This is a genomic window from Rossellomorea oryzaecorticis (assembly GCF_038405515.1).
Classification (GTDB): domain Bacteria; phylum Bacillota; class Bacilli; order Bacillales; family Bacillaceae_B; genus Rossellomorea; species Rossellomorea oryzaecorticis_A.
The window spans coordinates 1-26391 of record NZ_JBBYAF010000012.1 but is presented as its reverse complement, the minus strand read 5'-3'; the positions used below and the strand labels follow the sequence as shown (position 1 = coordinate 26391).

Below are 26391 nucleotides of genomic sequence, written 5' to 3'. Positions count from 1 at the left end.
TAATGATTTGTTTTCAGATTAGACGCATATTTTTATTGATTTCTATCACAAAAAAGCCCTGAGAAAAAATTCTCAGGGCTTTCATTATTCATTATGCTTGGAACTTGCCGCGAAGTACCATTTGAAGGATACCGCCGTGACGGTAGTAGTCTACTTCAACTTCTGAATCAAAGCGTGCAAGCACATCAAATTCTGTCTTCGTACCATCTTCAGCAACAGCTGTGACAGTCAGGATATCACGAGGCTTAACATCGTTGGTGATGTTAACAGAAATTGTTTCTCTTCCAGTCAAGCCAAGAGTTTCAGCACTTTCGCCTTGTTTGAATTGAAGTGGAAGAACACCCATCATCACAAGATTGGAGCGGTGAATACGCTCGTAGCTTTCTGCGATAACTGTTTTGATTCCAAGAAGGTTGGTACCTTTAGCTGCCCAGTCACGAGAAGATCCCATACCGTAATCTTTTCCTGCCAGTACAACTAAGCCAGTGCCGTCTTCTTGATATTTCATGCATGCATCATAGATAGGCATAACTTCATCTTCAGGCCAGTAAGTGGTGAATCCGCCTTCTGTACCTGGAGCAATTTGATTACGGATACGGATGTTGGCAAACGTACCACGCATCATTACTTCATGGTTACCGCGTCGAGAACCGTAAGAGTTGAAATCACGTGGCTCTACGCCGTTAGCACGCAGGTATTTACCGGCTGGTGTATCTTTACCTATCGCACCTGCAGGTGAAATGTGGTCAGTCGTTACTGAGTCACCGAATTTACCTACAACTCGAAGACCATTCAATCCTTGGATATCTTCAGGAGTTGGTGCCAAACCTGTAAAGAATGACGGGTTTTGGATGTAAGTTGATTTTTCATCAAAGCTGTATAAAGGCTCGTTACTTGTCTTGATTTCATTCCAGCGCTCGTTTTCAGTGAATACATGCTCATATTCTCTGCGGAATAGTTCAGGAGTTACTGTTGATTTAACAACATCCTTCACTTCATCCTGAGAAGGCCAGATATCCTTGAAGAATACATCGTTGCCGTCTTTGTCTTTGCCGATTGGATCTTTTTGAAGATCGATATCAACAGTACCTGCCAAAGCATAAGCCACGACAAGCGGTGGTGAAGCAAGATAGTTTGCTTTCACTAACGGATGGATACGCCCTTCGAAGTTACGGTTACCTGAAAGAACAGAAGTTAAAAGTAGATCTGCTTCAGATACAGCCTTTTCGATCTCAGGACGTAATGGACCGGAGTTACCGATACATGTTGTACATCCGTAACCTACAAGGTTGAATCCAATTTGCTCAAGGTAAGAAAGTAATCCGGAATCTCTTAAGTAGCCAGTTACAACTTTAGAGCCAGGAGCCAGGGATGTCTTTACAAAATCAGGAACGTCCATTCCAAGTTCAACAGCTTTCTTGGCGACAAGACCTGCCCCAAGCATTACATATGGGTTCGATGTATTCGTACAAGAAGTGATTGCAGCAATACCGATTGCACCTGTCGGCATAGTTACATCTTTGCCGTCTTCAGTAGTATATTTAGCTTTTTTGTTAATTTCAGAAGCATCCAGACCAAAGCCTTGCACGCCTTCTTTAGCTGTGATGGATTTATGGAAAGTTTCTTTCATGTCGGAAAGCGGGATTAAATCCTGTGGACGCTTTGGTCCTGATAGGTTCGCTTCCACTTTGGAAAGGTCGATTTCCACTACATCAGTGTAAGTTGGTTCTTCTTTCTCAGGTGTGAAGAACATTTCGTTTTGCTTCAAATATTCTTCCACCATCTTGATGTGCGTATCGTCACGGCCTGTCAGACGTAAGTAATCAAGTGATTCTGCGTCCACAGGGAAGAATCCGCAAGTTGCGCCGTATTCAGGAGCCATGTTGGCGATTGTTGCACGGTCTGCCAATGGCAGTGTAGCAACCCCTGGTCCGAAGTATTCAACAAATTTACCAACTACACCTTTTTGGCGAAGTACTTGAGTTACTTTCAGTGCCAAGTCAGTGGCTGTTGCTCCATTTGGAAGCTCGCCAGTGAATTTAACACCAATAACTTCAGGAATCGGGAAATATGAAGGCTGACCTAGCATACCAGCTTCTGCTTCAATTCCACCAACACCCCAGCCAAGAACTCCGATACCGTTAATCATCGTTGTATGAGAGTCAGTACCAACAAGAGTATCCGGGAATGCTTCAAAATCGCCTTCTGTTGTTTCAACAGCGTGAACAACGTTTGCCAGGTACTCTAAGTTGACCTGGTGGACGATACCTGTAGCAGGCGGAACAGCACGGTAATTTTCAAATGCTTTCTGTGCCCAGCTCAAGAATTGATAACGCTCTGCGTTACGTTCGAATTCAAGATCCATGTTTGCTTGTAATGAATCTGCTGTACCGTATTTATCAACTTGTACAGAGTGGTCAATTACGAGATCAACCGGAATTTCAGGATTGATCTTTTGAGGATCTCCACCAATGTCAGCCATGGCTTTACGTAATGAAGCCAAGTCTACAACAGCCGGAACTCCAGTGAAATCTTGAAGGATGACACGTGAAGGCTTGAATGGAACCTCTGCATCCTTGTTTGCTGCTCCCCAGTTTGCCAGGTTTTCCACGTGTTCCTTATTGATCACACGTCCGTCAAACTGACGCAGTACTGATTCAAGTAATACCTTCACACTGTAAGGTAAACGATTAATGTTTGAAACGCCTGCTTCTTCAAGTGCTTTTAAGCGATAATAATGATAACGTTTTCCTTCCAGTTCGAAAGAAGATCGTGCATTAAATACATCGTTCTTTGCCATTTCGATTCCCCCTCTAACTACATATACACATTAAGTCGAAAAGTCTTCGTTCATAACTAACGAACTTTTCTCACAATAACAATATTAATACAAGCGATTACATAAGTAAATAACAATAAAGTTATTGTTTTTGATAAGTTTTACTTATCCGAATGTCTAAACACCTTTTGTTTTCTAACAAAATATTGGTATTGAAGGATTATTGTCCATGTCAAAAGTTGTCGGCGGAATAAAATTATTATTCCGAAAAAATAAACGGGCTTGTTAGGGTTTTCCTCTAATAGCGGAATGGTCATGGTGGCATTCTATTCTTATGGAGGTGTTTCAATTGGCCAAACGCAAAGCAAATCACGTGATAAATGGCATGAACGCAGCTAAAGCTCAGGGCAAGGGTGCCGGTTATAACGAAGAATACTCCAATGAGCCATTAACGGAAGCTCAGCGACAGAACAATAAAAAGCGCAAAACAAATCAATAGTCATCTTTACAGAAGGTGAATCCTCCCTATAGTCAGACTCCCTTCTCACTTACCCTTTCTATAGGAAAATAAACAAAAAACTCTGCACATTCAACTGCAGAGTTTTTTGTAAATTACATATCGTGATTACTATTGTGCTTTTGACGGGTATGGTTTTGATTTTTCACTTTGTGGGAGCCGCTTAACGGTTCTGGCTGCCCGGATTGTTTAGGTGCGTTTTTTCTCATGTCTTTGCTGTCATTTTTGTTCATGATCCATCCCTCCTCTTCTTTAGAATGGATTTGGTGATGAAAGTTTATGCATTCGTATAAAACTGTGCAAAAATGCCTATAATATAAAGGCGATTTTACTTTGAAGGAGAGATAAATAATGCCTTATAATAAAAATAAACAGCAAGCGTTTCAAGCCGCACAGCAGGGATTCACAGACGTGCAAAACACGGTGAATGAATTAGTTCTTGACGGCGGCAGCTATGGCTTACAGCTTTCACACCTTCGAAATGAAGTGAACGAAGCGTATCAGCAAATTGATAATGCTCTTGAGGTAGCTTCAGACACACAGAAAGAACAGCTGCAAAAATTCAAGTCAGACCTTGAATCGATCGTAACTGAAGTCAATGGACAGCAACAATAAAACAGAAAAGGCACTTCCAAATAAAATGGAATGTGCCTTTTTTATTGAATTAATTGTTCTCTCGGTCTATATCATTGCTTAGATTGTAAAGAACTTCAATTAATTCATCCATTTCATCGCGTGAAACGGTTCTTAAATCGAGAAGCAGGCGATCCTGTTGAATTCTCGTGATGATGGAAGGTTCCTGGAGCCTCAATTCTTTGTGTAATTCATGTGAAGAATAACGATCATGAGAAAGAGAAATAAGACATGTATCCAAATCAACTTCTGGCATGGTCCCCCCGCCAACTTGGCTTTTGCCTTCCATCAGTTCAAATGTAAAAGGAACATTCCGTTGTTTTAATTGTGCAATCATCTCGATGGATTGCTGCATCACTTCATCTTTCGACCGGGTTATGGCGTAGATGGCAGGTATCTTATCTTCTTCTTCTTGCAGATAATGAAGAAGAGTCATTTCAAGTGCAGCAAGTGTCATCTTATCGACACGCAAAACACGGGCAAGCTGATGTTTTTTTAATATGTCCACAATATTTTTCTTCCCTGCGATGATGCCTGCTTGGGGTCCTCCCAATAACTTGTCTCCACTGAATGATACGAGGTCGGATCCCTGCTGGATCACCTCTCTTACTAGCGGCTCTTGCCCGATTCCACGTTTTGAAAAGTCATAAAGGGCCCCGCTTCCTAAATCTTCATAATAGATCACCTGCTCATGCTCACTTGTCAGATTAACAAGGTCTTCAGTAACAACTGATGAAGTGAATCCTTTTATGACAAAGTTGCTTTGATGTACTTTCATGATCATCGCTGTTTCTTCTCGGATATGTTCTTGATAATCACCTAAATGAGTTTTATTCGTTGTGCCGACTTCCACTAATTTTGCTCCGCTTTCTTCCATGATGGATGAGACACGGAAGGAACCTCCTATTTCAACGAGTTCCCCTCGTGATACGATCACTTCCTTGTTTTTGGCAAGTGCAGTAAGAACGAGAAACACAGCTGCAGCATTATTGTTAACGACCATTGCAGCCTCGGCACCTGTTAATTCACATATGAATTTCTCTGCATGTGTGTGGCGAGACCCTCTTTTTCCATTTTCGAGTTGATATTCAAGATTTGAATAGGAACTTGCCACTTTACTCATGTGCTCAATTGTTTCCTGGCCCATACGTGCTCTGCCTAAATTCGTATGTAGAACCGTTCCACTCGCATTGATGACTTTATGTAAAGATAGCGAGAGTTTCTCCTTTTTAATAAGGGCGGCCTGAGTGAAGATTGCATGAAGAAAACGACCTGTATCAGGAGAAGGGCCATCCCACAAGTCTTCCAGGATTCTTTTTCTTATAAGGGCTACACTTTCTTTCACTATCTCGGTCCCTTTTTCGAGGGAAAGGTCCTGTGTAGTGATGAAGCGAACAAATTCCGCTGTATTCTGAAGTTCATGGATTGGCGGGATTTGTCTCAGCAGTGCTTTCATGATTCCCCCTCCTTATAACTTTTCTCCCATTATAACACCCTCACCATTTAATGCAGAAAGAATAGAATGTGTAAAAGAGAAGTTAGGGGTCAGATGTAAATGGGTAAGGACAAGGAAGATTTTTATTTAGAGAACTGGGAAGAGAGAATGAAGGAATGGTTACTGGATCCTGAAACAGTTCGGCTAGATGAAAAAGAATTTCGAATAGACTTCCTCGACACGACAGACGCATTCATAATTGAAGTAGAAACTGAAAATATTTGTCCGGATGAATTAATTCTGATGAAAAAAGATCACCGGCTTGTCATTTCAATCAGGTTAAAAAATGAATTGAAAGCACGGAACAGGGATATTGAATTTCCCTTTTGCCTCCGTCAAAGAAGATTGAGCTATTCTTTAGAGCACCATACGATTGAAATCAAAATTCCGAAACACGAATGTTCAGAGAATACTTCGTTAATTATTCGAGTCCAAGGAATTTGTGACGATGATCACCATTCTCTCTAAAATAAAAAAGCCTGGGCTTCCCAGGCTTTTTCTAATGGTTACATGCTTTCGATTTTGTTGATGATTTCATTAATATCTGGAAATACTCCTGTATCCAGTTTGGAGTATATCCGGCTATCTCCTGCGAATATCTCAAAGGCTCCGCCGGAAGAAGGAATAAGAAGTACTTCCTCAATATCGTAGCGGAAATGGGTGAATAACTGTTCCGCGAAACTCGCGGCTTTTGGTGAGTAGTTTCACCTCAAACAGAATTCGATTTTGATTTTTGCTTTTTTCATATAATCAACTCCCCTTCTTTTTTGTCCTTTACTACATTCTAGAGGAGACAATTTATTGACGCAAATCACAAAGGAATGTCCCCTTGCAAATTTTGCTCGTTCTCCTATGTTTCCTGTACAATATAGATATCCATACATAAAGGGAGTGAAAGCTATGAGTAAAGAAGAGATCATCCGTTTGACGGCTCTATCTTCTAAAGCTGGCTGAGGATGCAAATTAAGTCCAAGCGACTTGGCGCAAGTTTTGCGTCAGCTGCCTCCCCAACCGGAAACAAAAGAATTGTTAGTAGGAAATGAATCCTCTGATGATGCGGGTGTTTATCAATTAACGGATGATATCGCTCTTGTTCAAACCGTCGATTACTTCACCCCTATCGTCGATGACCCTTATCTGTTTGGTCAAATTGCAGCAGCAAATGCTTTGAGTGATGTGTACGCCATGGGCGGCACACCGAAAACTGTGTTAAATATCGTCGGCTTCCCGATTAAAAAACTGGGCAGTGAGGTGTTAACTCAAATCCTTGCAGGTGCTCAGAAGAAAGTATTAGAAGCGGGTGCCATTACAGCCGGCGGCCATTCAATCGATGATCCGGAGCCGAAATTCGGATTAAGTGTAACGGGCATCGTTCATCCGGAAAAGTATTGGACGAATAAAGGCGCCCATCCGGGAGATGTACTCGTATTGACGAAACCAATCGGCACAGGGATATTGACGACAGGTATCAAACGTCAGTCTTTGACGATACAGCAGGAAGCTGAAGTAGTGGCAGCAATGAGCTTATTAAACAAGAAGGCGGCAGAGATTTTACAAAAGTATCAAGTCAACGCTGTCACCGATGTAACAGGATTTGGACTTTTAGGCCATGCCTTTGAAATGGCGAAAGGTAGTAATGTAACATTTCAACTTTCTTACTCATCGATCCCTCAGTTATCGGGAACTAAAGAACTTGCGGCAGCAGGGGTTATTCCGGGCGGATCCAAAGCGAATCACCTTTGGCTGCAGGGTGATGTCACCTATGACTCTGCGCTTACAACAGATGAACAGCTGATCCTTTGTGATGCCATTACATCCGGAGGTTTAATGGTAAGCATGCCTAGAGAACAGGCCTATAAATACATCGAGGAAATGAATGACTATGCTGATGGAGCCTGGCTGATCGGGGAAGTAACTGATAAAAAAGATAAATCCATTTATGTTTTAAAGTAATAGAGCATAGTGAGCTTCTTGTGAGATGGTATTTTCACTCGGGGCTCACTTTCTTTATGTAAGAAGTTTTCTTTTGATTATTCTTCTTCATTCTTCTCAATGGATTTCTTTTCAGTTAAAAAACATCTTATTTCCAATATTAATAAACACATATTTTTTCTTTTATGATTGACGGCACCCCCTCCCTTTTCTATGATGTATCTATGGTATAAGGAGGAAATTTACATATATGGATTTAATCACATTTAATTATGAACCTTTTACTCTATTTTTTATAGCCCTACTCTCTTTTTCAGGAAGCTATACTTCCATTCAGCTATTTCATCAGAGTGGAGAAAACCATAAGTTTCCCCGTCTGAAAAAATGGTTTAGTCCGGTTCTTTTAGGTTTGACAATCTGGTCTATACAATATGTGTCAGTCATCAGATACGATAATCCAATATACTATAATCAACTGTATTTCATCATTGGGTTTATTGTGGCTGCAGGAGGATGTTTCCTTGCTTATCATATGATTCATTCCACTGATTTCAAGTGGAGAGCGGTAACGGGCAGTGCAGTGGCATTTACGGGAACGATTAAATTCGTTCATGTTATTTATGGGTATTCAATGTGGAACGTACAGGTGGATATTAAGTGGGAGATCGTTTTTCTTTCCCTTGTAATACCCTTTCTTATTAGCTTGGCAGCTTTTTACTTCATATTCGATGGTTTGAATGCTTCAACCAATATTCTTAGAAGCACTTCTTCCCTTGGATTGGGCATTCTGATCATGAATTATCTTTGTCTGAAGAGCCTTGTTTTATGGGCTAGCCCTGAAGCAGTGCAGCCTGCTTTTCTTATGACAGAAAGAGAAACGTTTATATTAGTGTCAATTGCCGCATTCATTCTGATAGTAACGGGGTTTATCTTTCAAATGCTATCAAATCAGCGAATGAGGCGCGAACAGGATATTAAACGAATTCGGTTACACTCCCTCTTCCATCAAAATCCCTATGCCATTTATGCGCTCGATTCTAGAGGAAGAGTTGTGAACTGCAATCCTGCAGCAGAAAAAATAACAGGGTATCCCTTGGAAGAACTCATTAATAAATCCTACCGTGCTTTTGTTCCGAAGAAATATCATAAAGAAGCGCTTACTAACTTTTTTTCTACCCTAAGAGGGAACACCGCAGAGTTTCAAACGAAAATCATCTCAGGTATAAATGAAGAACTCACGATAAAAGTAAAAAGTTTTCCGATTGTGTATCAGGAAAAAATCAACGGTGTGTATGCAATCATTCAGGACATAACTGAAAACGTTCACTTGAAACTTAAACTATCAGAAAAAGAAAATCATTATCGTCTCGTATCTGAATTCAGCAGAGAACTGATCCTCTTAATGGATTCATCAGGTACTCCTAAATTTGTTTCTCCTTCTCATTTCAACACGTTAGGTTATCAAGAAGAAGAATTACTTCAATATAACGCATTGGCCCTTATTCATCCTGATGATCGTGAAAAAGCTGAACGTACTTTTGCAACAATAAAAAAGACCTGTCTTCCTTCTAATGAAATATTCAGGTATAAGATGAAAAGCGGTGACTATATTTGTTTGGAATCTTCCGTGGTTCCGATCATAGAGTCTGGAGAACAATATTATCTTGTAACCTCTCGTGAAATTACTGAGAGAATCGAATTAGAAGAGAAACTGAGGTTCCTCGCGTATCATGATTCTCTTACGCATATACCAAATCGAGGCTATTTTTCTTCTCGATTAGAAGAAAAGATCAAAGAGTTTTCAGAGGAAACAGGTGGGTTTTCGGTCATGATTTTGGATTTTGACAGATTTAAATGGGTAAATGATACATTTGGTCATGATACTGGAGATCAATTATTGATCGATTTCGTTGCACGTGTAAAGGATAATATTGATAAAGATGAATTTTTTTCACGTCTTGGCGGAGATGAGTTTGCTCTTATCCTGCCTTGTAATAATATAGAACACATTAAAAGCAGATCTGACAAATTGCTAAAAGCACTTCAGAAAGCCTGGAAGATAAAACAACATGAATTCATTACCACATCTTCTATCGGTATTGCTCGTTATCCAATGGACGGGAAAGATTTCAAATCGATTCTTGCACATGCGGATCAGGCGTTATATCATGCTAAATCGAAAGGTAGAAATACGTCCTCATTTTATACAAGTATTATAGAAGAGACCTACAGCCGCCGAACAACGATAGAAAATGGATTGCGGGTAGCACTTGAGCAAAATCATTTCTTTCTTGTTTATCAACCGCAGATTCATGTGCAATCCAATGAAATTGCAGGTGTTGAGGTTCTTCTCAGATACGTCCACCCTGTACTGGGGATGATATCACCGGCTGAGTTTATTCCACTTTGTGAAAACAACGGCATGATAGATGAAGTGACTCATTGGGTGATAAAGAAAGCTTTGGAGCAGCAGAATAGTTGGACTGAAGAAGGTATGCCGCGTATGAAAATGGCGATTAATATCTCCCCTTCCACTATTGTTAACTCAAGTTTTGCCGAAGTATTAAACAAGTACTTCAAAGCATGGAATGTTTCCAGTGAATATATTGAACTTGAGATTACCGAAGATGTGTTCTTTGAATATTCAAGCCAGACATTGCAGACATTGACCGAGCTTGAAAAGATGGGAATCAAACTCGCTCTTGATGATTTCGGGTCAGGATATTCTTCCTTACGGCAAATGAAAGAGCTGCCTCTTCATAAAATTAAAATCGACAAAGTGTTTATTGATCATGTGGAATCAGACAGGGACAGAGCATTTCTTGACAGTATTCTGGATTTGACTAAGAAATTGGAAAGCACCGTTGTGTGTGAGGGAGTGGAATCGAAAAAACAAGTGGATTACCTTGTTTCAAAAGGCGATATTATTGCTCAAGGATATTATTACAGCATACCTCTCACCGCTTGGGAATTTAAACACTGGTATGAGAACTATAAAATGCAGTATGCCATTTCTCATTGATACAAAAAACCCCCTGAAAGTGTTCACTCACTTTCAGGGGGTTTTTTGTATCAGCTTAAAGAACTGCTGGTGAATTCTCCTTGAAAACATCCTTATTTGATAAGGATACCTATGGTGCTCCCCGGTAAGGAAACAATTAAACCAGAGAACTTTTCTATCCATGCTAAGGAAAGGAACGTTGGTCGTTGATTTTTCAGTTTTAATATGGTACTTTTCGTCTGTATATTGTTTACATAATATTTTTACGACAATCCTTGATTCTGCATCCTTTAATGCGGACATAATTTCAGAAGGAATATCGCTTATTGAGTTAACATTCACAATTATCTCCTCTTTGCATGCGTGCAGGTCGTTAAGTATCCTCTTTTGGTCTTGAACTGAATACCATTTCAATTTTTTAATGGAGCTGATCTCTGATTCCATTAAATCCGAACCACTTCTAACAAAACCTGTGGTTTGAAGGAAATTAATCAATTGATGAATGGGCTGCAATGGATTCGTACTTCTTTTCATGAATTCGTCGTTTGCGACCAGGATGAATTTCCCTCTTGCACGCGTAACGGCTACATTGATAAGCCTCTCACTACCACTCCGGGTAAATAAAGAACCTGCTTTTTCATGAGCTGTTCCATCCACAGCATCGAAAATGATCATATCATTTTCTGAACCTTGAAAACCGTGTACTGTAGCCGAATAAATGGTTGGTTTCTCCCGCTGATAGAGAGGTTCAATGAGTTCTTGAATCAACAGGTTGTACCATCTTGCCTGTGCCCGGTAGGGGGTGACGATGCCGATGGATCGAATTCCATCATCAAGTGCTCTCATTACAAGCTTGACAGAGATCAAGCTTGAAAGCACATTCCATCGCGATCCTCTCTCAGTTTCTCCCCATTCCGATCCTTCCTGTAGCGATAACAGAATACTTCCTTCTCGGGGGAATGGTTCTCTTGAAAGAATCCCTTCTCTCATTTTGGCAGCATCGGGATGATCTCCCACTTTAGAATGGTAGATGAAGTGGTTGGTGAAAGCGGAAATACTTGGATGCATACGCCTTTGCTCAGGGAGAAGCAATAATTGGGGATGTTCCTTCCCCATTTCCACCGAATCCGCCACTTGCGATAAATGGAAGACATCTTCTTTTAACCACTTCGAAACCGATGGATGAAAGCTTCCTGCAATTGGCGGAAGCTGCTTGAAATCTCCACAAATGATGATTTTCTTTCCTAACGATGCAGCAAATCCAACCTGTGGCACATACGCCATACTTGCTTCATCCACAATAACAAGGTCAAATTCCTCAGCGTATATAAGCGGATCGATCGCGGCTTTGCTAAGAGTGGTCCCTATCACCCTCGCATCATCGACGAGTCCCCCTTCCCGCCTTTTAAGTTGTTCTTTCAACTTTTGATAATGTATCTCTAACTGTGATAACCGTTCGGAGTCATAGTGAGAGAAAGACTTTGATAGTTTTTTCTTCAGCTTCCTTCTGTAGGTCTCCACTTTATCCTTTTCCAGCGCAAGCTTTGGGTCCTGCTGTTCCAACAGCTGCGTCACGCTCAAATCAGTTACTTCATCCTGATAAGATTTTCGATTGATTCCATACCGGATGACCTCTCCTGATTTCCAGCGGTCATGCTCGAAAAGGAAATGGCGCATTTCTTCTATTAATACATCAACCGCTGCGTTGCTATGAGATAAGAGCAGCACTCGCTTTCCTTCAGAGTAATGATAGGCTGCCACACGTGCTAAGGTGAACGTTTTGCCGGTTCCAGGCGGTCCCCAAAGATAGGTCACAGGATTATGTTTACTTCTTAAATATGCTTCGTGCAGGGTGTTTTTTACAGCTGCTGTATGATGAAATGTTCTTTCTGAAGGAAACATAAGATCTGATATTCTGCTTGCTTTTCCATGTCTTTCTTTCGCCTCATCAAGCCTTTCAATCAATTTCTCAAGCAGCTCCCATGGCTCGTGAAAAAGTTGCCCCCCTGAAACGGGGTCTCCAATAAACTGTTCGAATTCAATGATGCATTCACGCTCTTCAGAACTGATCACTACACCCGGCAGCAATCTCCCTCCTGTTTTAAAGGAGATGTTGCTACCTTCGGGGAGGGAAGCAGAATATCCAAGGGTGAACCAATAAATGAAAGTAGATTCATCCTTTCTCAAACACCTGCCCTCTTCTATATAAATTCCTGTGGATTCTCGTTTTCTTAAATGTGCGATTTCAATCTCCAGAGCAGTCTGCCACTCCTCAATCAAAGAGGTAACCTTCATTCTTTAACCACCTGTATCTTCTATAATCAAACAAAAAATAATCATAACAATTTTTTGTTAGGCTGTGAAGGGAAATACTCTTCAGCTAGAACTTGGTATTAATATTGGGTGAATACAGGATAAAAAAGAGAACCGGATACAACCGGTTCCCTTTTGCCTCTATTATAATTCTGTTGTCAAATTGCTTAATTGATCTGCAGAATGGGCTAATTGGGAGATAGCCTGTGAAATTTCCTCAACGGCAAAAGAAATTTCCTTCATTTCCACTTCGATTTTTTCGCTTTTCTTCTTACTATCATCAATGGATTCTACAATGCCATCAAAAAACAGATGAGCTTCATTTGTAGAATCCATTCCTGTTTTAGCCAATCCTTCTACAGATGTAATGTACTTCGATATCTTGTCCACCTGTTCCTTTGTTCCTGAAATGAGACTGGATACATTCGAAACGGAATTTTTTGTTTGATCAGATAATTTGCGGACTTCTTCGGCAACGACAGCAAACCCCTTACCATGTTCACCCGCTCGCGCAGCCTCTATGCTGGCATTGAGGGACAATAAGTTTGTTTGTTCGGCGATGGTTTGTACAATGGAAACAATATCAAAGATCTGATTGGAAATCTGCTGGAGCTGATGAATTTCTTTCAGCATCTCCCCAAGATCAGAAAGAATTTTACTCATATGATCCTTTTGCAAGCCCATCTTCTCTTTTCCTTCTATTGAGAACTCGCCGATTTTTTCAATTGCATGTGTGCCTTCTGAACTTAGTGTACTTACTTCCTCCATCCGTGAAGTAATCGTGTCAAGGGAGGCCATTGATTCTTCCGAAATCGCAGCAAGTCCGGTAGTGGCATCTTGTACTTTATTAGTGACATTTGCTTTAAGAAGATGTGCGTCCTCACGCATTTGTTCATTTTGATTTTCATAGGATTCCAGCACAAGCTGCTGCTCAAGGTTTAGAATCTTTGTGACAGATTTAATCACTTTGTGGTAATCATCTGAGTGTGAGAAAGTACGGAATAATACTTGTAATAACGTCATCTGCATATTTTGGAAAGAAGCAATATACCACTTAGTCGGAAGTCCGATATGAATATGCATGTTTGCGATTCTCCTTCTTTTATCAATAAAGGTGTGATCGATTTTTCCATCCATCATTTCTGAAATATGTATGGCAAGTGTCCCTTTTAAACGATCAATCGAGCTATATTTATTCACGATCGATGAAAGCGTTGGATTATGTTCGATGGGAAAGTAAAAGCCGTCAACGATCTCCTTAATATTATCTTCCACGATCTGTTGGGAAGCTTTCAGGACTGCCAAATCGTTTTCTGTCAATTGAATCATTGCAAGCTGTTCGCTCATGTCTTTTGATACTGTAATGCTTACTTTGCTGAGACATTCTGTTTCATTTAGTCTGTTTTCTTGAATGCTCTTTCTCTTCATTAGTAACACTGAAACCCCTCATTTGTCTGTATAATATATCCTCTATAGGAAAACATCTCTTATTACTATACCAAAAAACACCCAGATAAGCAGGGTGTTTAGTGAAAATATTGTCTATCAAACAGGACTTTAGGACTATTTATTCTTATCGCTTTCTTCAGGTTTCTCAATATACTTTTCAGCGTAATAAAGGACGTCTTCTACATATTCTGTGCTGTGATTATAAGCAAAGACCGCTTGTTCAACATCACCGTTTGCTGCGCCATTCCGTGCGAGATAATTTGCTGCACTGAATATGGCGTCTTCAATATGAAATGGATCGGCAAGTCCATCCCCGTTCGCATCAACTCCATATCCCCCATATTTTTCAATGATGTCAGGATTGGTTTTTTGATCGTCGGGAATATTCCCTTTGCCGAGATCACCGCATGTCGGGTGTGACCAGCCAACAAATGTACATGGCATAAATTGCATATGTCCTTCAGCCCCAACAGGGGAAATGAGTGATTTCATTGTAGAGAATTTTGTTTCCACTCGATGGTGAGCAGCTAATAAATTCCAAGGGACTCCGTATTCTTTTTCGGCTGCTTTATAAATCGGAATATATTGTGACGGCACCTCTTCTTTACCAAACAATGAAAGCTTATTGCTATTGGGTATATCGTTAACTGCAAAGTAAACCACCAAAATAAAAAAAGGAATCAACAGTATTTTAAACGGTGAGGCGTGCTTCTTTTTGTAGGTTGTCTTTTTCTTTTTTGGTCTTTTTGGCATATACACACGCCCCTTTCTTCATTGAATATTCCCTTTTGTATTTTAATATGAGAACACGATTAATACAATCGTAGAAAGGAATCAATCGTATATATTTTTTCTATGGAATTTTCTGGTTTGCCACTGTCTGATTTTCTCAGAATAAAAAAATGACCCGATTGAGTCATTTTTGAACTCTTCGGATCATTCATTTTTATATTTTTTATTAATAACAAAACGCTGCTCCAACGATAATTAACAAAATGAATAGAACGACGATTAATGCGAAGCCTCCCGCGTATCCAGCTCCGCCGTATCCGCATCCGTATCCAGGGTATCCGTATCCATACATAATCAGTCACCTCCAGTTATCTAACTACGATATTAATGTATGTATGGGACAAATTGTAGGTTAATCAAAATCATCAGAAGTCTTGTGCTTAATGGTTAAAAAGCGCGGCATAAAAGGCTTATTAGGACTTTTTTGAAAAGATAATTGATAAAAATGTCTATATGTTAATAATGGTCTTTTCCCCGCAGTAGTGTTCGTCTTGCACTGCAATCAACAACTATAACCATTTATGATCAAGGTGGAGCTTTTAACAGAGCCTATTTAACAAAGTTCCTATATTTTATTAACTTTTATGCAAAAAAACGTCCAGACAATGTCTGGACGCAGATAATTGATTAAATTTTTTCATGAGGTTCGGTGGTTTTTCTTGGTTTGGGTTTAATGTATAAACCAAGTTCTTTTTTCTCATGATTTAGTGATTTGTATAATGAGATCATCATGAGTGCCATGATGACTGAGAACGGCAATGCTGCGACAATGAGCGCATTTTGCAGTGCTTGCAACCCGCCGCTGTATAAGAGAATCAATGCAACGGTTGATTGTGCGATTCCCCAAGTTAGTTTCACATAATTTGGAGGAGTTAATGAGCCGTATGTCGTTTGCATCCCCAGAACGAATGTTGCTGAATCCGCTGAAGTGATAAAGAATGTTCCAATCAGTGTGATTGCAACAACAGATAAAATAGTGGACCATTCAAAGCTGTTAAATACAGCAAAGAGAACTTCTTCAGTCGCTAATTGGGATAAATCCGTTCCAGCCTGTTGTATCTCGATCGCGGATGTTCCGAATGCAGCAAACCAAAGGAAGCTGACAAGTGCCGGAAGCAGCAACACGCCGATCAGGAATTCGCGTATCGTTCTGCCTCGTGAAACACGGGCGATAAAGATCCCAACGAATGGAGACCATGAAATCCACCATGCCCAGTAGAATATAGTCCATCCATTGATCCAAGAGCGATGTTCTTCGTTCAATGGTGCTATTCTGAAGCTCATTGCAGCGATATTCTGGATATACGCTCCGATTGTATCAGTGAACATATTCAGGATTAACAGTGTAGGCCCAATAAAGAAAACTAGAATAAATAATCCAATTGCCAATACCATATTTGTGTTGGATAAGTATTTGATTCCTTTACTCAAACCGGACCAGGCAGAAATCATGAATAATACTGTGACTACAGCAATAATGATGAACTGAACGGTAAAGTTATTTGGAATGCCAAATAGATAAGACAAACCACCGTTAATTTGTGCAGCACCGAATCCAAGGGTCGTCGCGACACCCACTACCGTTGCGAAGACGGCAAGTACATCAATTACTGTTCCTAAAACACCGTCAACCTTGTTACCGAAGATAGGTCTGAGCGTCGCAGAAATCAAGCCTGGTTCATCTTTACGGAATTTATAGTATGCAAGAGCTAAAGCAACGATCGCATATATTGCCCAAGCATGGATACCCCAGTGGAAGAATGTGTAGCGCATCGCTTCTTTATTTGCTTGGTCCGTACCTCCTTCGGCAAGTGGCGGTGCCATAAAGTGAGAAAGCGGCTCTGCAGCCCCCCAGAATACAAGTCCGATCCCCATACCAGCACTGAATAACATAGCGAACCAAGTCCCTTTTGTGTATTCAGGCTTCTCATCCGGTTTTCCTAATCTAATCGTCCCCATAGGGCTGAAGATCAGGAAGACACAAAATATCACAATTACGGTTACTAATATTAGATAATACCAGCCAAATGTAGATGTAATGAACGTCTGCATATTGGAGGTTACTGTTTCAAAAGATTTTGGAGCAATTACTCCATATGATACAGCTGCTGCCACGAGTGCAACTGTAATCCAGAAAACATTAGAAATGCGTTTCATAAGTATCTCCTTTCATTTTGTCTTTTTTTGAATTTTTTAAATATGTGTGTGGAGAGTGAAATCAGGAATAGGCCCTTTACCATATTCCCTTTTTTCCTCCCATGAAACCAACATTTGTTACACTATCAAAATTAATGATGAAAAAGCAAGCCAAAACCCTTGATTTGTCTAGTATTTGCCAATAGAGCGTTTTCATTCTGGATAATTTCATATAAACAAATGTGGACTTGTCCATATTGTTTAATGCTTCAACCTGTGCATAGCCTAAAAAAAGACGTGCTCCCAGGAAAAGTGGAGAACGTCTTTTTTTATTTTATTCTTCTATGATTTTTACTTTTACGTCTCGTACACCGTATTGAAGAGCGTCCTTTTCATGCTCCATATAGATATCAATACGGTTTCCTTTAATCGCTCCGCCCGTGTCTTCTGCACGTGCATAGCCATAGCCTTCTATATATACTTTTGATCCCAGTGGAATAACAGCTGGGTCAACCGCAATGACTCTGGCGTCAGGATTCTCGATTAAGTCCACTCCTGTTTTCGTAATACCGATGCAGCCTTCACAGTAAGCTGTATAAGCAGTGGCTGTTACATCGATTTCGTTAATGACATTGTCTTTATTCTCAGCATTCTTTGTTGATGCAGTCTTTACATCTTCTTCTTGCTGCTTTTCACTGTTCACAGTAACACCTTTTTCAAGCAGTTCCTGACGGGTAACTACTTCATCAATGGAAATATGATAACGATTGGCAATTTCCCATAGGATATCGCCCTTTTCTATATTATGATAATCATTAAGATCTTTTTCTGTGTTATCGTCTGTATCTGCAACTGCAGATGGTAGTCCGATTGATAGTATGACTGTGAAGGAAAAGATGGAAAATAATACTTTTTTCATATTGTTAAATTCCTCCTTTTGTGGTTTGAAGATGAAACCAACAAAAGAAATAGTAACATAGACATGCATCATGCGTATATCAATCTGTTTATAAGTGAGTAACAATTAGATGACATAGATGTAACATGAGGGGAAAGCAACAGTTTTTAATCAACTGGACTGGAAGTTAACCCATGAAGTGTGTTGAATGGAAATAAATAGAGTGGTGATATGAATTTACAATTATTAGTAGTAATAAAAAACCTCATCAGGAAAGACTCCCAATGAGGTTTTTTATCTATATTATTTTGTTTCAAGAACTTTTACATTAAGAGTTTTTCGTCCAAAGTCAATGGCTTGATCTTTAGATGGGATGAATACATCGATTCTGTTACCTTTAATTGCACCGCCAGTGTCTTCAGCAGTTGCATAGCCATAGCCTTCAACATATACTTTTGATCCCAGTGGGATAACATTTGGATCTACAGCGATAACTTTTGCATCAGGATTTTCTTTAAGGTTAACACCTGTAGCAGTGATTCCTGAGCAGCCTTCACATTCAGCTGTATAAGCAGTTGCTTCAACCGTTAGTTCTTTTGCTACCGCTTCCTGTTCTTCCTGAGGCTCGGCTTGTACAGGCTCGGCTGCAGGTTCTTCAGCTTCTGGAGCTACTTCTGGTGTTTCTTCCGGTGCAGGCGTTGGTGCTGCCTCTTCTTGCTCAGAAGTATTTACAGGAGTTGAAGTTGTTTGCTTATCATCTAAGTTGATCAATAATTCTTGACCAGGTACGATCAGATCACTTTCCAATGCGTTCCACCCTTGAAGGCTGTCCACTGAAATGCCATAGTTTGAAGAGATTCCCCAAAGAGTGTCACCTTTTTTTACTGTATAATATTCTTTAGAAGATACTTTAAGTTCCTGATCGGGAAAAATAAGATCTGAACCTAAGTTGTTCCATGTTTTAAGTTGATCAACAGTTGTTCCATATTCACTCGCTAATCCCCATAACGTATCTCCCTTTTTGACTTCGATTTCTTGTGCTGAAGCGCTAGCACCGCCTGAAACTGCGAGAGTGGTGAATGCAGCAACAGAAATAATCGATTTTTTAAGTTTCATAGAAAAATTCCTCCTTATGTAGCTAGCGATATATTTTTTTGCTAACAGGGAAAATACTAACATAGTAAAATCTCAATACAATAACAAGAAAATTATAAACATGCGTCAGAAATATTTCACACCTGTAATATTAAGCGCTTTCCTGTATAAACTATCTTGTAGAGGAATAAAAAACCAATATATATAGATAAACTTGGATTTGTTGGTTGAAAATAGGAAATAACTGTTATGGATATTGTTAAGAAAAGAAATCTATTTTTCTCTTAACAACTCATTGGCTACAATTTATACTTAGATAGATATATGAACTAGCGTGGGAGGTTTAATCTGTGGAAAATCAAGAAGAGCATATTGTCTTATATAAAGATGAACCAGATGAGCATGCCGGCAGATGCGAATGCGGCAATAATGTATTTAAATCCCGTGTGCTTGATGGTAAGTTCTATCGCAAGTGCCAGGAATGCGGTAAAACAAAAATCGTTTAATAAAAAGAGGGACGGGCCTATTTAAGGCCCGTCCCTCACTGCTTTACTGTGTTAAAATAATTGGTTCATCTTTGGTGATGATGATGGTGTGTTCAATTTGGGCTACGAGGCTCTTGTCGGGAGTGATATATGTCCAGCCATCCCCTTTTTCGATGACGTTTTGAGCTCTTCTGGAGATGAATGGTTCAAAGGCGATCACCATGCCTTCTTTTAGAAGCCCGTTATCCCAAGGGTCGAAATAGTTCAGGATATGGTCCGGTTTTTCGTGAAGTGATTTTCCAACGCCATGACCTGTCAGGTTTTTAATCACCGTGAAGCCATTTTTTCTCGCTTCATTATGAACGGCTTTTCCAATCCCGTTCAGCTTTGAACCAGCTTTCGCTTTACGCAGGCCAGCTTCAAAAGATTTCAGAGCGGCATCACACAAATCGGTGAGTTTTGGGTCTCCTTCTCCCACCACAAACGAAATACCGGTATCAGCATAATAACCATTCTTTGATCCAGACACATCAATGTTCACAAGGTCTCCTTCTTGAATGACTCTGTCTCCCGGTATGCCATGTGCCACTTCCTCGTTCACACTGATGCAAGTATACCCCGGAAAGTCGTATTCACCTTTCGGGCCAGAAATCGCACCGTTTTCTTCAAACATTCTTCCTGCAATCTCATCAAGTTCTTTTGTCGTTATTCCAGGTTTGGTTTGAGATTTTAATTCGTCCCTGATCATCGCGACTATGCGTCCGGTTTCTTTCAAAGCTTGTAAATCTTCATCTGTTTTGACTATCATACAATCTTCCTTCTCTTTATGAATTTCATCTTCCCTTACTATAACGAAACAGTCTCATTTTTTAAAGAAAAAGCTTTAAAATCAGTTGTCGTTTTATCAGATAAACAGAAACACGATCGGGATGATAAATGACATGACCGCTGCAGTTAACGCCATTGCTGCACCGCTTACTGCTCCCTCGAGCTCCCCTTCCTTTAGGGCCTGAGCCGTTCCAATGCCATGGGAGATGACGCCGAATGGAAGTCCTTTTGCGATTGGGTGAGAGATTCTCAGTACCTTTATAAGAAACGGAAGAAACATAGCTCCCATTATTCCTGTTATGATGACCACTGCTGGGATTACTTCTATTTGGCCTTCTATCAGTCTCCCTATATCCACTGCTACCGGTGTAGTGATTGTTTTTACAAGAAAAGATCTGTTGAATCCTTCGGGTATCTCCAAAAAGTGCGCAAGAAAATAAGAGATGAACATGGATACTCCGCTGCCTGCAATAATACCAGATGAAATAGGCTGCCAATGCTTTAGGAGAAGTTTCCGAAATTGATACAAAGGATATGCAAGCGCCACTGTGGCAGGACCTAATAAATAAGTAATTAATGCAGTGCCTTCAGCATACGTTTCGTAAGGTATATCAAGGACAAGTAATGTGAAAATAAGTGCTGTCGAGCTCAAAAAAATGGGTATCGTTAACGGACTGCTCCAAACGCGATGAAGTTTAATTGAAAGAATAAAGTAAATGACCGTTATTCCTATGGCTGATATGATGCTAATGAGATTGATCATAGTTCTTCTCCTTCATCTGAATAAATCCCTGAACCCATAAAGACGTGGCGATGAAACCTGCAAAAACACTCGCCGCAAGGATGAATACCAGTCTCCAGCCATATTGGAGCAAATAAGGTCCCAACATAATCGCACTTACTGATAATGGTAAGAAATAAAACGAGAAATACTTTAAAAAGAAGTTGGCCCCCTCAAGTAAGAGCTTTTCTTTAATGGTTCCGGTAATCAATAGTGTAAATAAGAGAAGCATTCCGATAATGCTTCCTGGTATAGGCAATGTAAATAAGTCAGCAATCCATTTGCCGGCTTCATAAAATAAACATAGGATTAAAATCTGAATGATGACTTGCAATGGCTTGCTCCCTTCAATCACTTTAGAGATGATTTTAACATAATGCCGACAAAAAGAGTTGTGTGATGTTTTGATTCAGTTTAATGAAAAAAAGCCAAGGAGTAATCACTCCATTGGCTTTTTTTGATAGGCTCTGTTAAATACCGCTTTTGATTTCAGTGCAAGACTTCGCTTTCCGCGGGTGGCCCGTGAGCCACCTGATATGACGAAACCGTCTAGATACTCAACCCACACTGATGAAGGTTCTGTTAAAGGACTTTTACAAACGCTTCTGCGGTAGATTGACTGGATTGAGGATTTTGACCAGTTACAAATTTCCCGTCCGTCATTACATGGTCGCTCCACGCTTCTGACTTCTCAAATTGAGCACCTTGTTCACGCAGCTTTGTTTCTAAAAGAAATGGCATTAAAGAATCTAGACCTGTTTGCTGTTCTTCTTCATTCGTAAACCCTGTCAAGCTCTTTCCTTCAACGAGCCATTTACCAGTTGACAGCTTAGTTCCCACAAATCCTGCGGGTCCATGACATACAGCTCCGATTGCTTTATTGCTTTCAGCAAAGTGTGCCAGTGCTTTTTGAAGTTCAGCACTGTCCGGCAGATCAAACATCGTTCCGTGTCCCCCAGGAAGGAAAATGCCGCTATACTCATTTACATTTAACTGTGAAAGCACAAGTGTTTGATCAAGTTCCTTTGTAATGCCTTTCCATTTTTCCACGTTTTCGTCATCCAAACTATTAGGGTCAAGAGGTATCCTACCCCCTTTGAGGCTTGCTACATCGACTTCGAAGCCTTGATTTTTAAACTCCTCATATGGTTCTGCAAACTCTGATAACCATAGTCCAGTTTCATGCTCATCGTCAATTTTGCTTGCATTTGTTAATACCATTAATATTTTTTTCAATGTATACCCTCCAGTTTATATCTACTTCTCCTGTGTACATAATTGTTTTATCCTTTCTGAAGAAAATTAAACGTTTTGTGGGAAGTTTAGTTCACCAAATGATTAATTACTTCATAAAAAGTGTGTGGGAACTAAAACAGCTATGCTCTTAATGAGCACCGCAATTTTGGACAGGCAAGCAGATTTTTACTATTGTGCCTGTCCCTTTTTGGGATTCATAAGTGATCTTTCCATTGTGATTTTCAATTATTTTGTGTGAAATCAGCAGTCCGAGTCCTGTTCCTTTTTCTTTAGTAGAGTAAAAGGGCTCTCCTAAATGTCGAAACACTTCACTGGAAATCCCCTCTCCATCGTCTTTGACCATAATGACATACATATTTTGCTCAGAATTTGTCTCAATCTCGATTCTGCCGTGCTGCCCAATTGCATCAATGGCATTCTGGATAATGTTGAAGAATACTTGTTTCAACCCATTAGAGCAGCCGAGTACTGTCCCTTTTTGTTCAAAGGGTTGAATGGTGATAGTCCCGTTCTTATTCCCGACCCCATTTTCTACAATCGTGACCACTTCATTGAGGAGTTCATTGATATTCAAAGGTTTCTTTATAATCTCCTGAGGTTTAGCCAAATACAAAAAGTCGGTAATGATTTCTTCCATTCTGTTAATTTCTTTCACTACGATTTGTAGATAATCTTCATTGTACTGCTTCTTATCATCACACAATTGAAGAAACCCTTTAATCGGTGTAAGAGGGTTTCTGATTTCGTGAGCGACAGCTGCAGCCATTTGTCCTATGACAGCGAGTTTTTCTGATTTTTTGATATGTTCCTCGACCAACAGTCGTTCATCAATATTACGGGAAACTGATACAACGTTCGTCGTTTCCCCTGACTCTGGGTCGATAATTGCTTTAAGAACACTTTCGAACCAGCTGTATTCACCCGAGTTTGTCCTTGCTCTATATGTTGCTTGGATGACGTTGTTCTCTTCATTGAGCGAGGATAATAATTCTTCTATTTTAGTCTGATCATCCGGGTGGATGATATCATAAGGGTGCGAACCCACTAATTCATCCGGAGAGAAACCTAGTGATTGAATAGATGGAGACAAATAAATATACATCCCATCAGGTTCATGAAGATTAATGATATCAGATGAATTTTCAGCCAGCAGACGATATTTCTCATCGCTTTTTTGTTTTTTGGCCTCTATTTCTTTCTTTTCAGTGATATCAATCACTTGACCCAATACATATGAAACGCCTTGATCTTGTATGAGTGATACGTGCAGGTCTCCAGTTCTAAGCTCCCCTGCCCTGGTGATGAAGCGTTTTTCCATTTGGTATTCTCTGCGTTGCCCTTCAATCACTTCCTGAAGAAACTTCATATCAACCTCATAATCCTCCGGATGTGAAAAAACTTTAAGGGAGTTCCATTGCCATGTTTCATCCTTGTACCCGATAAATTGCTTGAAAGCGGGATTGACCATTACCTTTGTCTCATCTAGCGTCATCACTAGCTGGGGAATTCTAGATTGATAGAAAACCTCTTTAAATAGACTGGCTGCCAGCATGCTTTCACCACCTTTGTTCAAGTTATTACCCTTATTTCACATCAAATAAAAACTGTACTTTTTTTTGCTGGGGATCCCAGCCAAGGTAAGCTGAAAATTGTTTGTCACCTTTTTTAAATCCGTCGATGCGATCTGACTTTCCTTCTTTTAAAACTTTTTTAACTACTGTTTCCGTAATTTTTTTTGAAAGAATTGTCTTGGAAATCGTAAAGCTGCATTTCGTCTTTTGGTAATTAGAGCAGCCGTAAAACTTGCCCTTATCTATAACTTTGCCACCGCATTTCAAGCATGTTCCAAGGCTTGCTTTGCTTCCCCGTTTTCCTTTTTTGCCTGGTGTCCGCTGGATGGATGCTGTATCGAGATCTGTAAAATTCCACGATTCTGCTTCTCGTAACGCGTTCTGTACGAGAGAATGACTCAGTTTCTTTACTTGTTCCATAAATTCAGGGGCAGATGCTTTCCCTTTTCCGATTTGCTGGAGACGCTGCTCCCATTTTGCTGTCATTTCAGCTGATGCCAGTACGTTATCTCCTATGGCACGTATGAGAACCTTCGCTTTATCCGTTGGGAATACGATATTTTTCTGTATATCTATGTACTGCCGGTCCTTAAGCATCGTAATGATTCCTGCACGTGTCGCTTCTGTACCGAGCCCTTCCGTTTGCTTGAGAACCTTTTCGAGTTCATCATTATCAATATATTTACCTGCAGTCTTCATCAAGGTAATCAACTGTCCTTCTGTGTATCTTTTAGGAGGCTGAGTCTTCCCTTCCTTGATATGCACTTTATTTACCCTGCCATGATCGCTCTCATTTACGGGAGGCAGCAGAGGCTCTTTCTCTTTTTCATTTTCTGCAATGATCTTTCTCCAGCCCTCCTGCAGAATCTGCTTCCCTTTAGACACAAATTCTGCACGTTCATTCACCAGGGTCGTTATGGTTGTATAATTTATGATGGCTTTATCGTGATGAGCGGCAATGAAACGCTTAATGATGACATCGTATATTTTTTTCTCGTCCTGGGACAAGGAGTCGGGATCAGTAACCTGCTCTGTCGGAATAATTGCATAGTGATCGGATACTTTAGCGTCATTTACATACCGCTTATTATTCATCAAGCTCGCATTAGGTGCTGGTATCCATTGGTTATAATGACCGAATTCCTTCAATTTATTTAATATATCAGGAAATGTTTCAGCCTCCCCTTTGGTTACATACTGTGAATCTGAGCGTGGATAAGACACGATTCCTTTTTGGTAAAGCTTCTGGAGTACATCCAGTGTTTTCTTTGGTGAGAATTTAAATATCTTGTTGACGGTTGCCTGCAAGGATGAAAGATTAAATAGCATGGGTGGTGAGAACTCTTTTCTTTCTGTTTTCACTTCTTTTATCACCGCAGGCTTATCTTCACAAAATGAAGCAATTTTCCTGGCAAGCTCCCTGCTCGTAATCCGGCTCTCTCCGTCTTTTTGCCAGGTTCCTTCGTAGGTATGATCTCCAAACTGAAAATCAGCCTTCACTTCCCAAAAGGGCTCACTCTTAAAGCGGTCAATTTCTTCATCACGCTTAACGATTAGAGCAAGCGTCGGGGTCTGTACCCTTCCTGCAGAAAATACATCCGACATTCCCTGCTGTTTCAAAAGAATGCTGTAGGCCCTTGAAGCATTCATACCAACCAGCCAATCGGCACATGCTCGTGAATATGCTTCATAATAAAGATTTCGCAGCTCCCCTTCTTCCTTCAATGCTCCAAAGCCGTTAACAATCGCTTTTTCAGTCAGTGAAGAAATCCACAGTCTTTTCATCGGCTTTTGCACACCTGCCATGGAGATGATGTTTCGGATAATCAATTCTCCTTCACGTCCGGCATCCCCTGCATGGATGATTTCAGTTACTTCTTTTTTGTGAAGCAGCTGCTTGATAACTGCGAATTGCTTCGCTTTGGCTCTTGCCAGCTCATACTGAAATCGTGCCGGGATGATGGGAAGATCGTCAAGTATCCATTTTTTCCATTTGCTATCATATTTTTCTGGACTTTGCAGCCCGAAGAGATGTCCCACAGCCCATGTTATATAAGCCCCTTTTGGAAACATATCGTTCGGTTGTATTTCTATGTACCCCTGTTTCTTCCGATGAGGAAACGGTTTGGCTAAAGTTGCCCCTTGATCAGGTTTTTCGGCTATCACAACTTTCATCGAATGTCTCCTGTCCATTTATTATTTCTCCATTATAACACGCTTCCACGAACTCTTGTTCTAAGAAAAAATAAAAAATCATACTGCTAAGCTACATATTAAAACAACAATTTCTAATTTAAAGACACCTTATCTAAAAAGAGGCAATTTCATTGTAGACTCTTAATACCGCTAATGATTTCCGTGCAAGACTTCGCTTTCCGCGGGTAGCCCGTGAGCCTCCTCGGCAAGCCTGCGGGAAGAAAAGCGGAGGG

The 26391-nt window shown here is 40.3% G+C and carries 22 protein-coding genes and 2 pseudogenes; 7 read left to right on the top strand and 17 right to left on the bottom strand.

Going from position 1 to position 26391, the window contains the following annotated elements; all coding sequences use genetic code 11:
* Positions 1 to 91: 91 nt before the first annotated feature.
* Positions 92 to 2800, bottom strand: a complete 2709-nt coding sequence (gene acnA / locus AAEO50_RS07915) for an aconitate hydratase AcnA (RefSeq protein ID WP_341982249.1) — start codon at positions 2798 to 2800, stop codon at positions 92 to 94.
* A 328-nt stretch (positions 2801 to 3128) separates the two neighbouring features.
* On the opposite strand from acnA, the gene sspO reads away from it, so the two are divergent.
* Positions 3129 to 3278, top strand: coding sequence for a small acid-soluble spore protein O (sspO, locus tag AAEO50_RS07910; RefSeq protein WP_341982247.1), 150 nt, complete (start codon positions 3129 to 3131; stop codon positions 3276 to 3278).
* 113 nt (positions 3279 to 3391) lie between these two features.
* Here sspO and AAEO50_RS07905 read toward each other — a convergent pair whose 3' ends face one another.
* Complete coding sequence (locus tag AAEO50_RS07905) at positions 3392 to 3529, bottom strand: small acid-soluble spore protein P (RefSeq protein WP_032088517.1); 138 nt, start codon at positions 3527 to 3529, stop codon at positions 3392 to 3394.
* Positions 3530 to 3647: 118 nt separating this feature from the next.
* On the opposite strand from AAEO50_RS07905, the gene AAEO50_RS07900 reads away from it, so the two are divergent.
* Entirely contained in the window at positions 3648 to 3911 is a 264-nt protein-coding gene (locus AAEO50_RS07900) for a hypothetical protein (RefSeq protein ID WP_341982245.1), read from the top strand.
* A gap of 49 nt (positions 3912 to 3960) precedes the next feature.
* Here AAEO50_RS07900 and selA read toward each other — a convergent pair whose 3' ends face one another.
* Positions 3961 to 5385 (bottom strand): L-seryl-tRNA(Sec) selenium transferase, encoded by a 1425-nt coding sequence (selA, locus tag AAEO50_RS07895; RefSeq protein WP_341982243.1) that lies wholly within the window; start codon positions 5383 to 5385, stop codon positions 3961 to 3963.
* Positions 5386 to 5484: 99 nt separating this feature from the next.
* Between selA and AAEO50_RS07890 the strand changes: the two genes are divergently transcribed.
* Positions 5485 to 5892 carry an Hsp20/alpha crystallin family protein gene (locus AAEO50_RS07890; protein ID WP_341982241.1) on the top strand — a complete coding sequence of 136 codons (408 nt, stop codon included), beginning with the start codon at positions 5485 to 5487 and terminating at the stop codon, positions 5890 to 5892.
* A gap of 38 nt (positions 5893 to 5930) precedes the next feature.
* On the opposite strand, the pseudogene AAEO50_RS07885 reads toward AAEO50_RS07890, so the two are convergent.
* Positions 5931 to 6116, bottom strand: a pseudogene (locus tag AAEO50_RS07885) (Rdx family protein); the annotation flags it as partial.
* 109 nt (positions 6117 to 6225) lie between these two features.
* On the opposite strand from AAEO50_RS07885, the gene AAEO50_RS07880 reads away from it, so the two are divergent.
* The 3 genes from AAEO50_RS07880 to AAEO50_RS07870 all read left to right on the top strand — a co-directional run bounded on the left by AAEO50_RS07880 (position 6226) and on the right by AAEO50_RS07870 (position 10378).
* The gene (locus AAEO50_RS07880) at positions 6226 to 6378 is read left to right on the top strand and encodes a hypothetical protein (RefSeq protein WP_341982419.1); all 153 of its coding nucleotides are present in this window, start codon (positions 6226 to 6228) and stop codon (positions 6376 to 6378) included.
* Entirely contained in the window at positions 6325 to 7377 is a 1053-nt protein-coding gene (selD, locus tag AAEO50_RS07875; protein ID WP_341982239.1) for a selenide, water dikinase SelD, read from the top strand. The genes AAEO50_RS07880 and selD overlap by 54 nt, the downstream gene beginning before the upstream one ends.
* A gap of 229 nt (positions 7378 to 7606) precedes the next feature.
* Complete coding sequence (locus tag AAEO50_RS07870) at positions 7607 to 10378, top strand: EAL domain-containing protein (protein ID WP_341982237.1); 2772 nt, start codon at positions 7607 to 7609, stop codon at positions 10376 to 10378.
* Positions 10379 to 10411: 33 nt separating this feature from the next.
* Here AAEO50_RS07870 and AAEO50_RS07865 read toward each other — a convergent pair whose 3' ends face one another.
* The 7 genes and pseudogenes from AAEO50_RS07865 to AAEO50_RS07835 all read right to left on the bottom strand — a co-directional run bounded on the left by AAEO50_RS07865 (position 10412) and on the right by AAEO50_RS07835 (position 19061).
* Complete coding sequence (locus tag AAEO50_RS07865; RefSeq protein WP_341982235.1) at positions 10412 to 12652, bottom strand: DEAD/DEAH box helicase; 2241 nt, start codon at positions 12650 to 12652, stop codon at positions 10412 to 10414.
* 162 nt (positions 12653 to 12814) lie between these two features.
* Positions 12815 to 14098: a globin-coupled sensor protein gene (locus tag AAEO50_RS07860; protein ID WP_341982413.1), complete on the bottom strand. Its 1284-nt coding sequence runs from the start codon at positions 14096 to 14098 to the stop codon at positions 12815 to 12817.
* A gap of 135 nt (positions 14099 to 14233) precedes the next feature.
* Entirely contained in the window at positions 14234 to 14872 is a 639-nt protein-coding gene (locus AAEO50_RS07855) for a lytic transglycosylase domain-containing protein (RefSeq protein ID WP_341982233.1), read from the bottom strand.
* Between the two features lie 205 nt (positions 14873 to 15077).
* Positions 15078 to 15155 (bottom strand): annotated as a pseudogene (locus tag AAEO50_RS07850) (YjcZ family sporulation protein); the annotation flags it as partial.
* A gap of 383 nt (positions 15156 to 15538) precedes the next feature.
* Positions 15539 to 17068 (bottom strand): glycine betaine uptake BCCT transporter, encoded by a 1530-nt coding sequence (locus tag AAEO50_RS07845; RefSeq protein WP_341982231.1) that lies wholly within the window; start codon positions 17066 to 17068, stop codon positions 15539 to 15541.
* A gap of 313 nt (positions 17069 to 17381) precedes the next feature.
* A complete protein-coding gene (locus AAEO50_RS07840; RefSeq protein ID WP_341982229.1) occupies positions 17382 to 17966 on the bottom strand; it encodes a 3D domain-containing protein in 585 nt (194 codons plus the stop codon).
* A 282-nt stretch (positions 17967 to 18248) separates the two neighbouring features.
* On the bottom strand, positions 18249 to 19061 hold the full coding sequence (locus AAEO50_RS07835) for a LysM peptidoglycan-binding and 3D domain-containing protein (RefSeq protein ID WP_341982228.1): 813 nt from the start codon (positions 19059 to 19061) through the stop codon (positions 18249 to 18251).
* A gap of 329 nt (positions 19062 to 19390) precedes the next feature.
* Here AAEO50_RS07835 and AAEO50_RS07830 point away from each other — a divergent pair, with 329 nt between their 5' ends.
* Positions 19391 to 19546, top strand: coding sequence for a hypothetical protein (locus AAEO50_RS07830; RefSeq protein WP_341982226.1), 156 nt, complete (start codon positions 19391 to 19393; stop codon positions 19544 to 19546).
* A gap of 43 nt (positions 19547 to 19589) precedes the next feature.
* On the opposite strand, the gene map is transcribed toward AAEO50_RS07830, so the two are convergent.
* From map to AAEO50_RS07800, 6 genes are all read right to left on the bottom strand, one after another.
* On the bottom strand, positions 19590 to 20333 hold the full coding sequence (map, locus tag AAEO50_RS07825) for a type I methionyl aminopeptidase (RefSeq protein WP_341982224.1): 744 nt from the start codon (positions 20331 to 20333) through the stop codon (positions 19590 to 19592).
* A 96-nt stretch (positions 20334 to 20429) separates the two neighbouring features.
* Positions 20430 to 21116: an LrgB family protein gene (locus AAEO50_RS07820; protein WP_341982222.1), complete on the bottom strand. Its 687-nt coding sequence runs from the start codon at positions 21114 to 21116 to the stop codon at positions 20430 to 20432.
* Positions 21100 to 21468 carry a CidA/LrgA family protein gene (locus tag AAEO50_RS07815; RefSeq protein WP_341982220.1) on the bottom strand — a complete coding sequence of 123 codons (369 nt, stop codon included), beginning with the start codon at positions 21466 to 21468 and terminating at the stop codon, positions 21100 to 21102. The genes AAEO50_RS07820 and AAEO50_RS07815 overlap by 17 nt, the downstream gene beginning before the upstream one ends.
* Before the next feature lie 248 nt (positions 21469 to 21716).
* Positions 21717 to 22370 carry a type 1 glutamine amidotransferase domain-containing protein gene (locus tag AAEO50_RS07810; RefSeq protein WP_341982217.1) on the bottom strand — a complete coding sequence of 218 codons (654 nt, stop codon included), beginning with the start codon at positions 22368 to 22370 and terminating at the stop codon, positions 21717 to 21719.
* A gap of 148 nt (positions 22371 to 22518) precedes the next feature.
* Positions 22519 to 23964, bottom strand: a complete 1446-nt coding sequence (locus AAEO50_RS07805) for a PAS domain S-box protein (protein ID WP_341982216.1) — start codon at positions 23962 to 23964, stop codon at positions 22519 to 22521.
* A gap of 10 nt (positions 23965 to 23974) precedes the next feature.
* Positions 23975 to 26137 carry a DNA topoisomerase III gene (locus AAEO50_RS07800; protein WP_341982214.1) on the bottom strand — a complete coding sequence of 721 codons (2163 nt, stop codon included), beginning with the start codon at positions 26135 to 26137 and terminating at the stop codon, positions 23975 to 23977.
* Positions 26138 to 26391 lie beyond the last annotated feature (254 nt).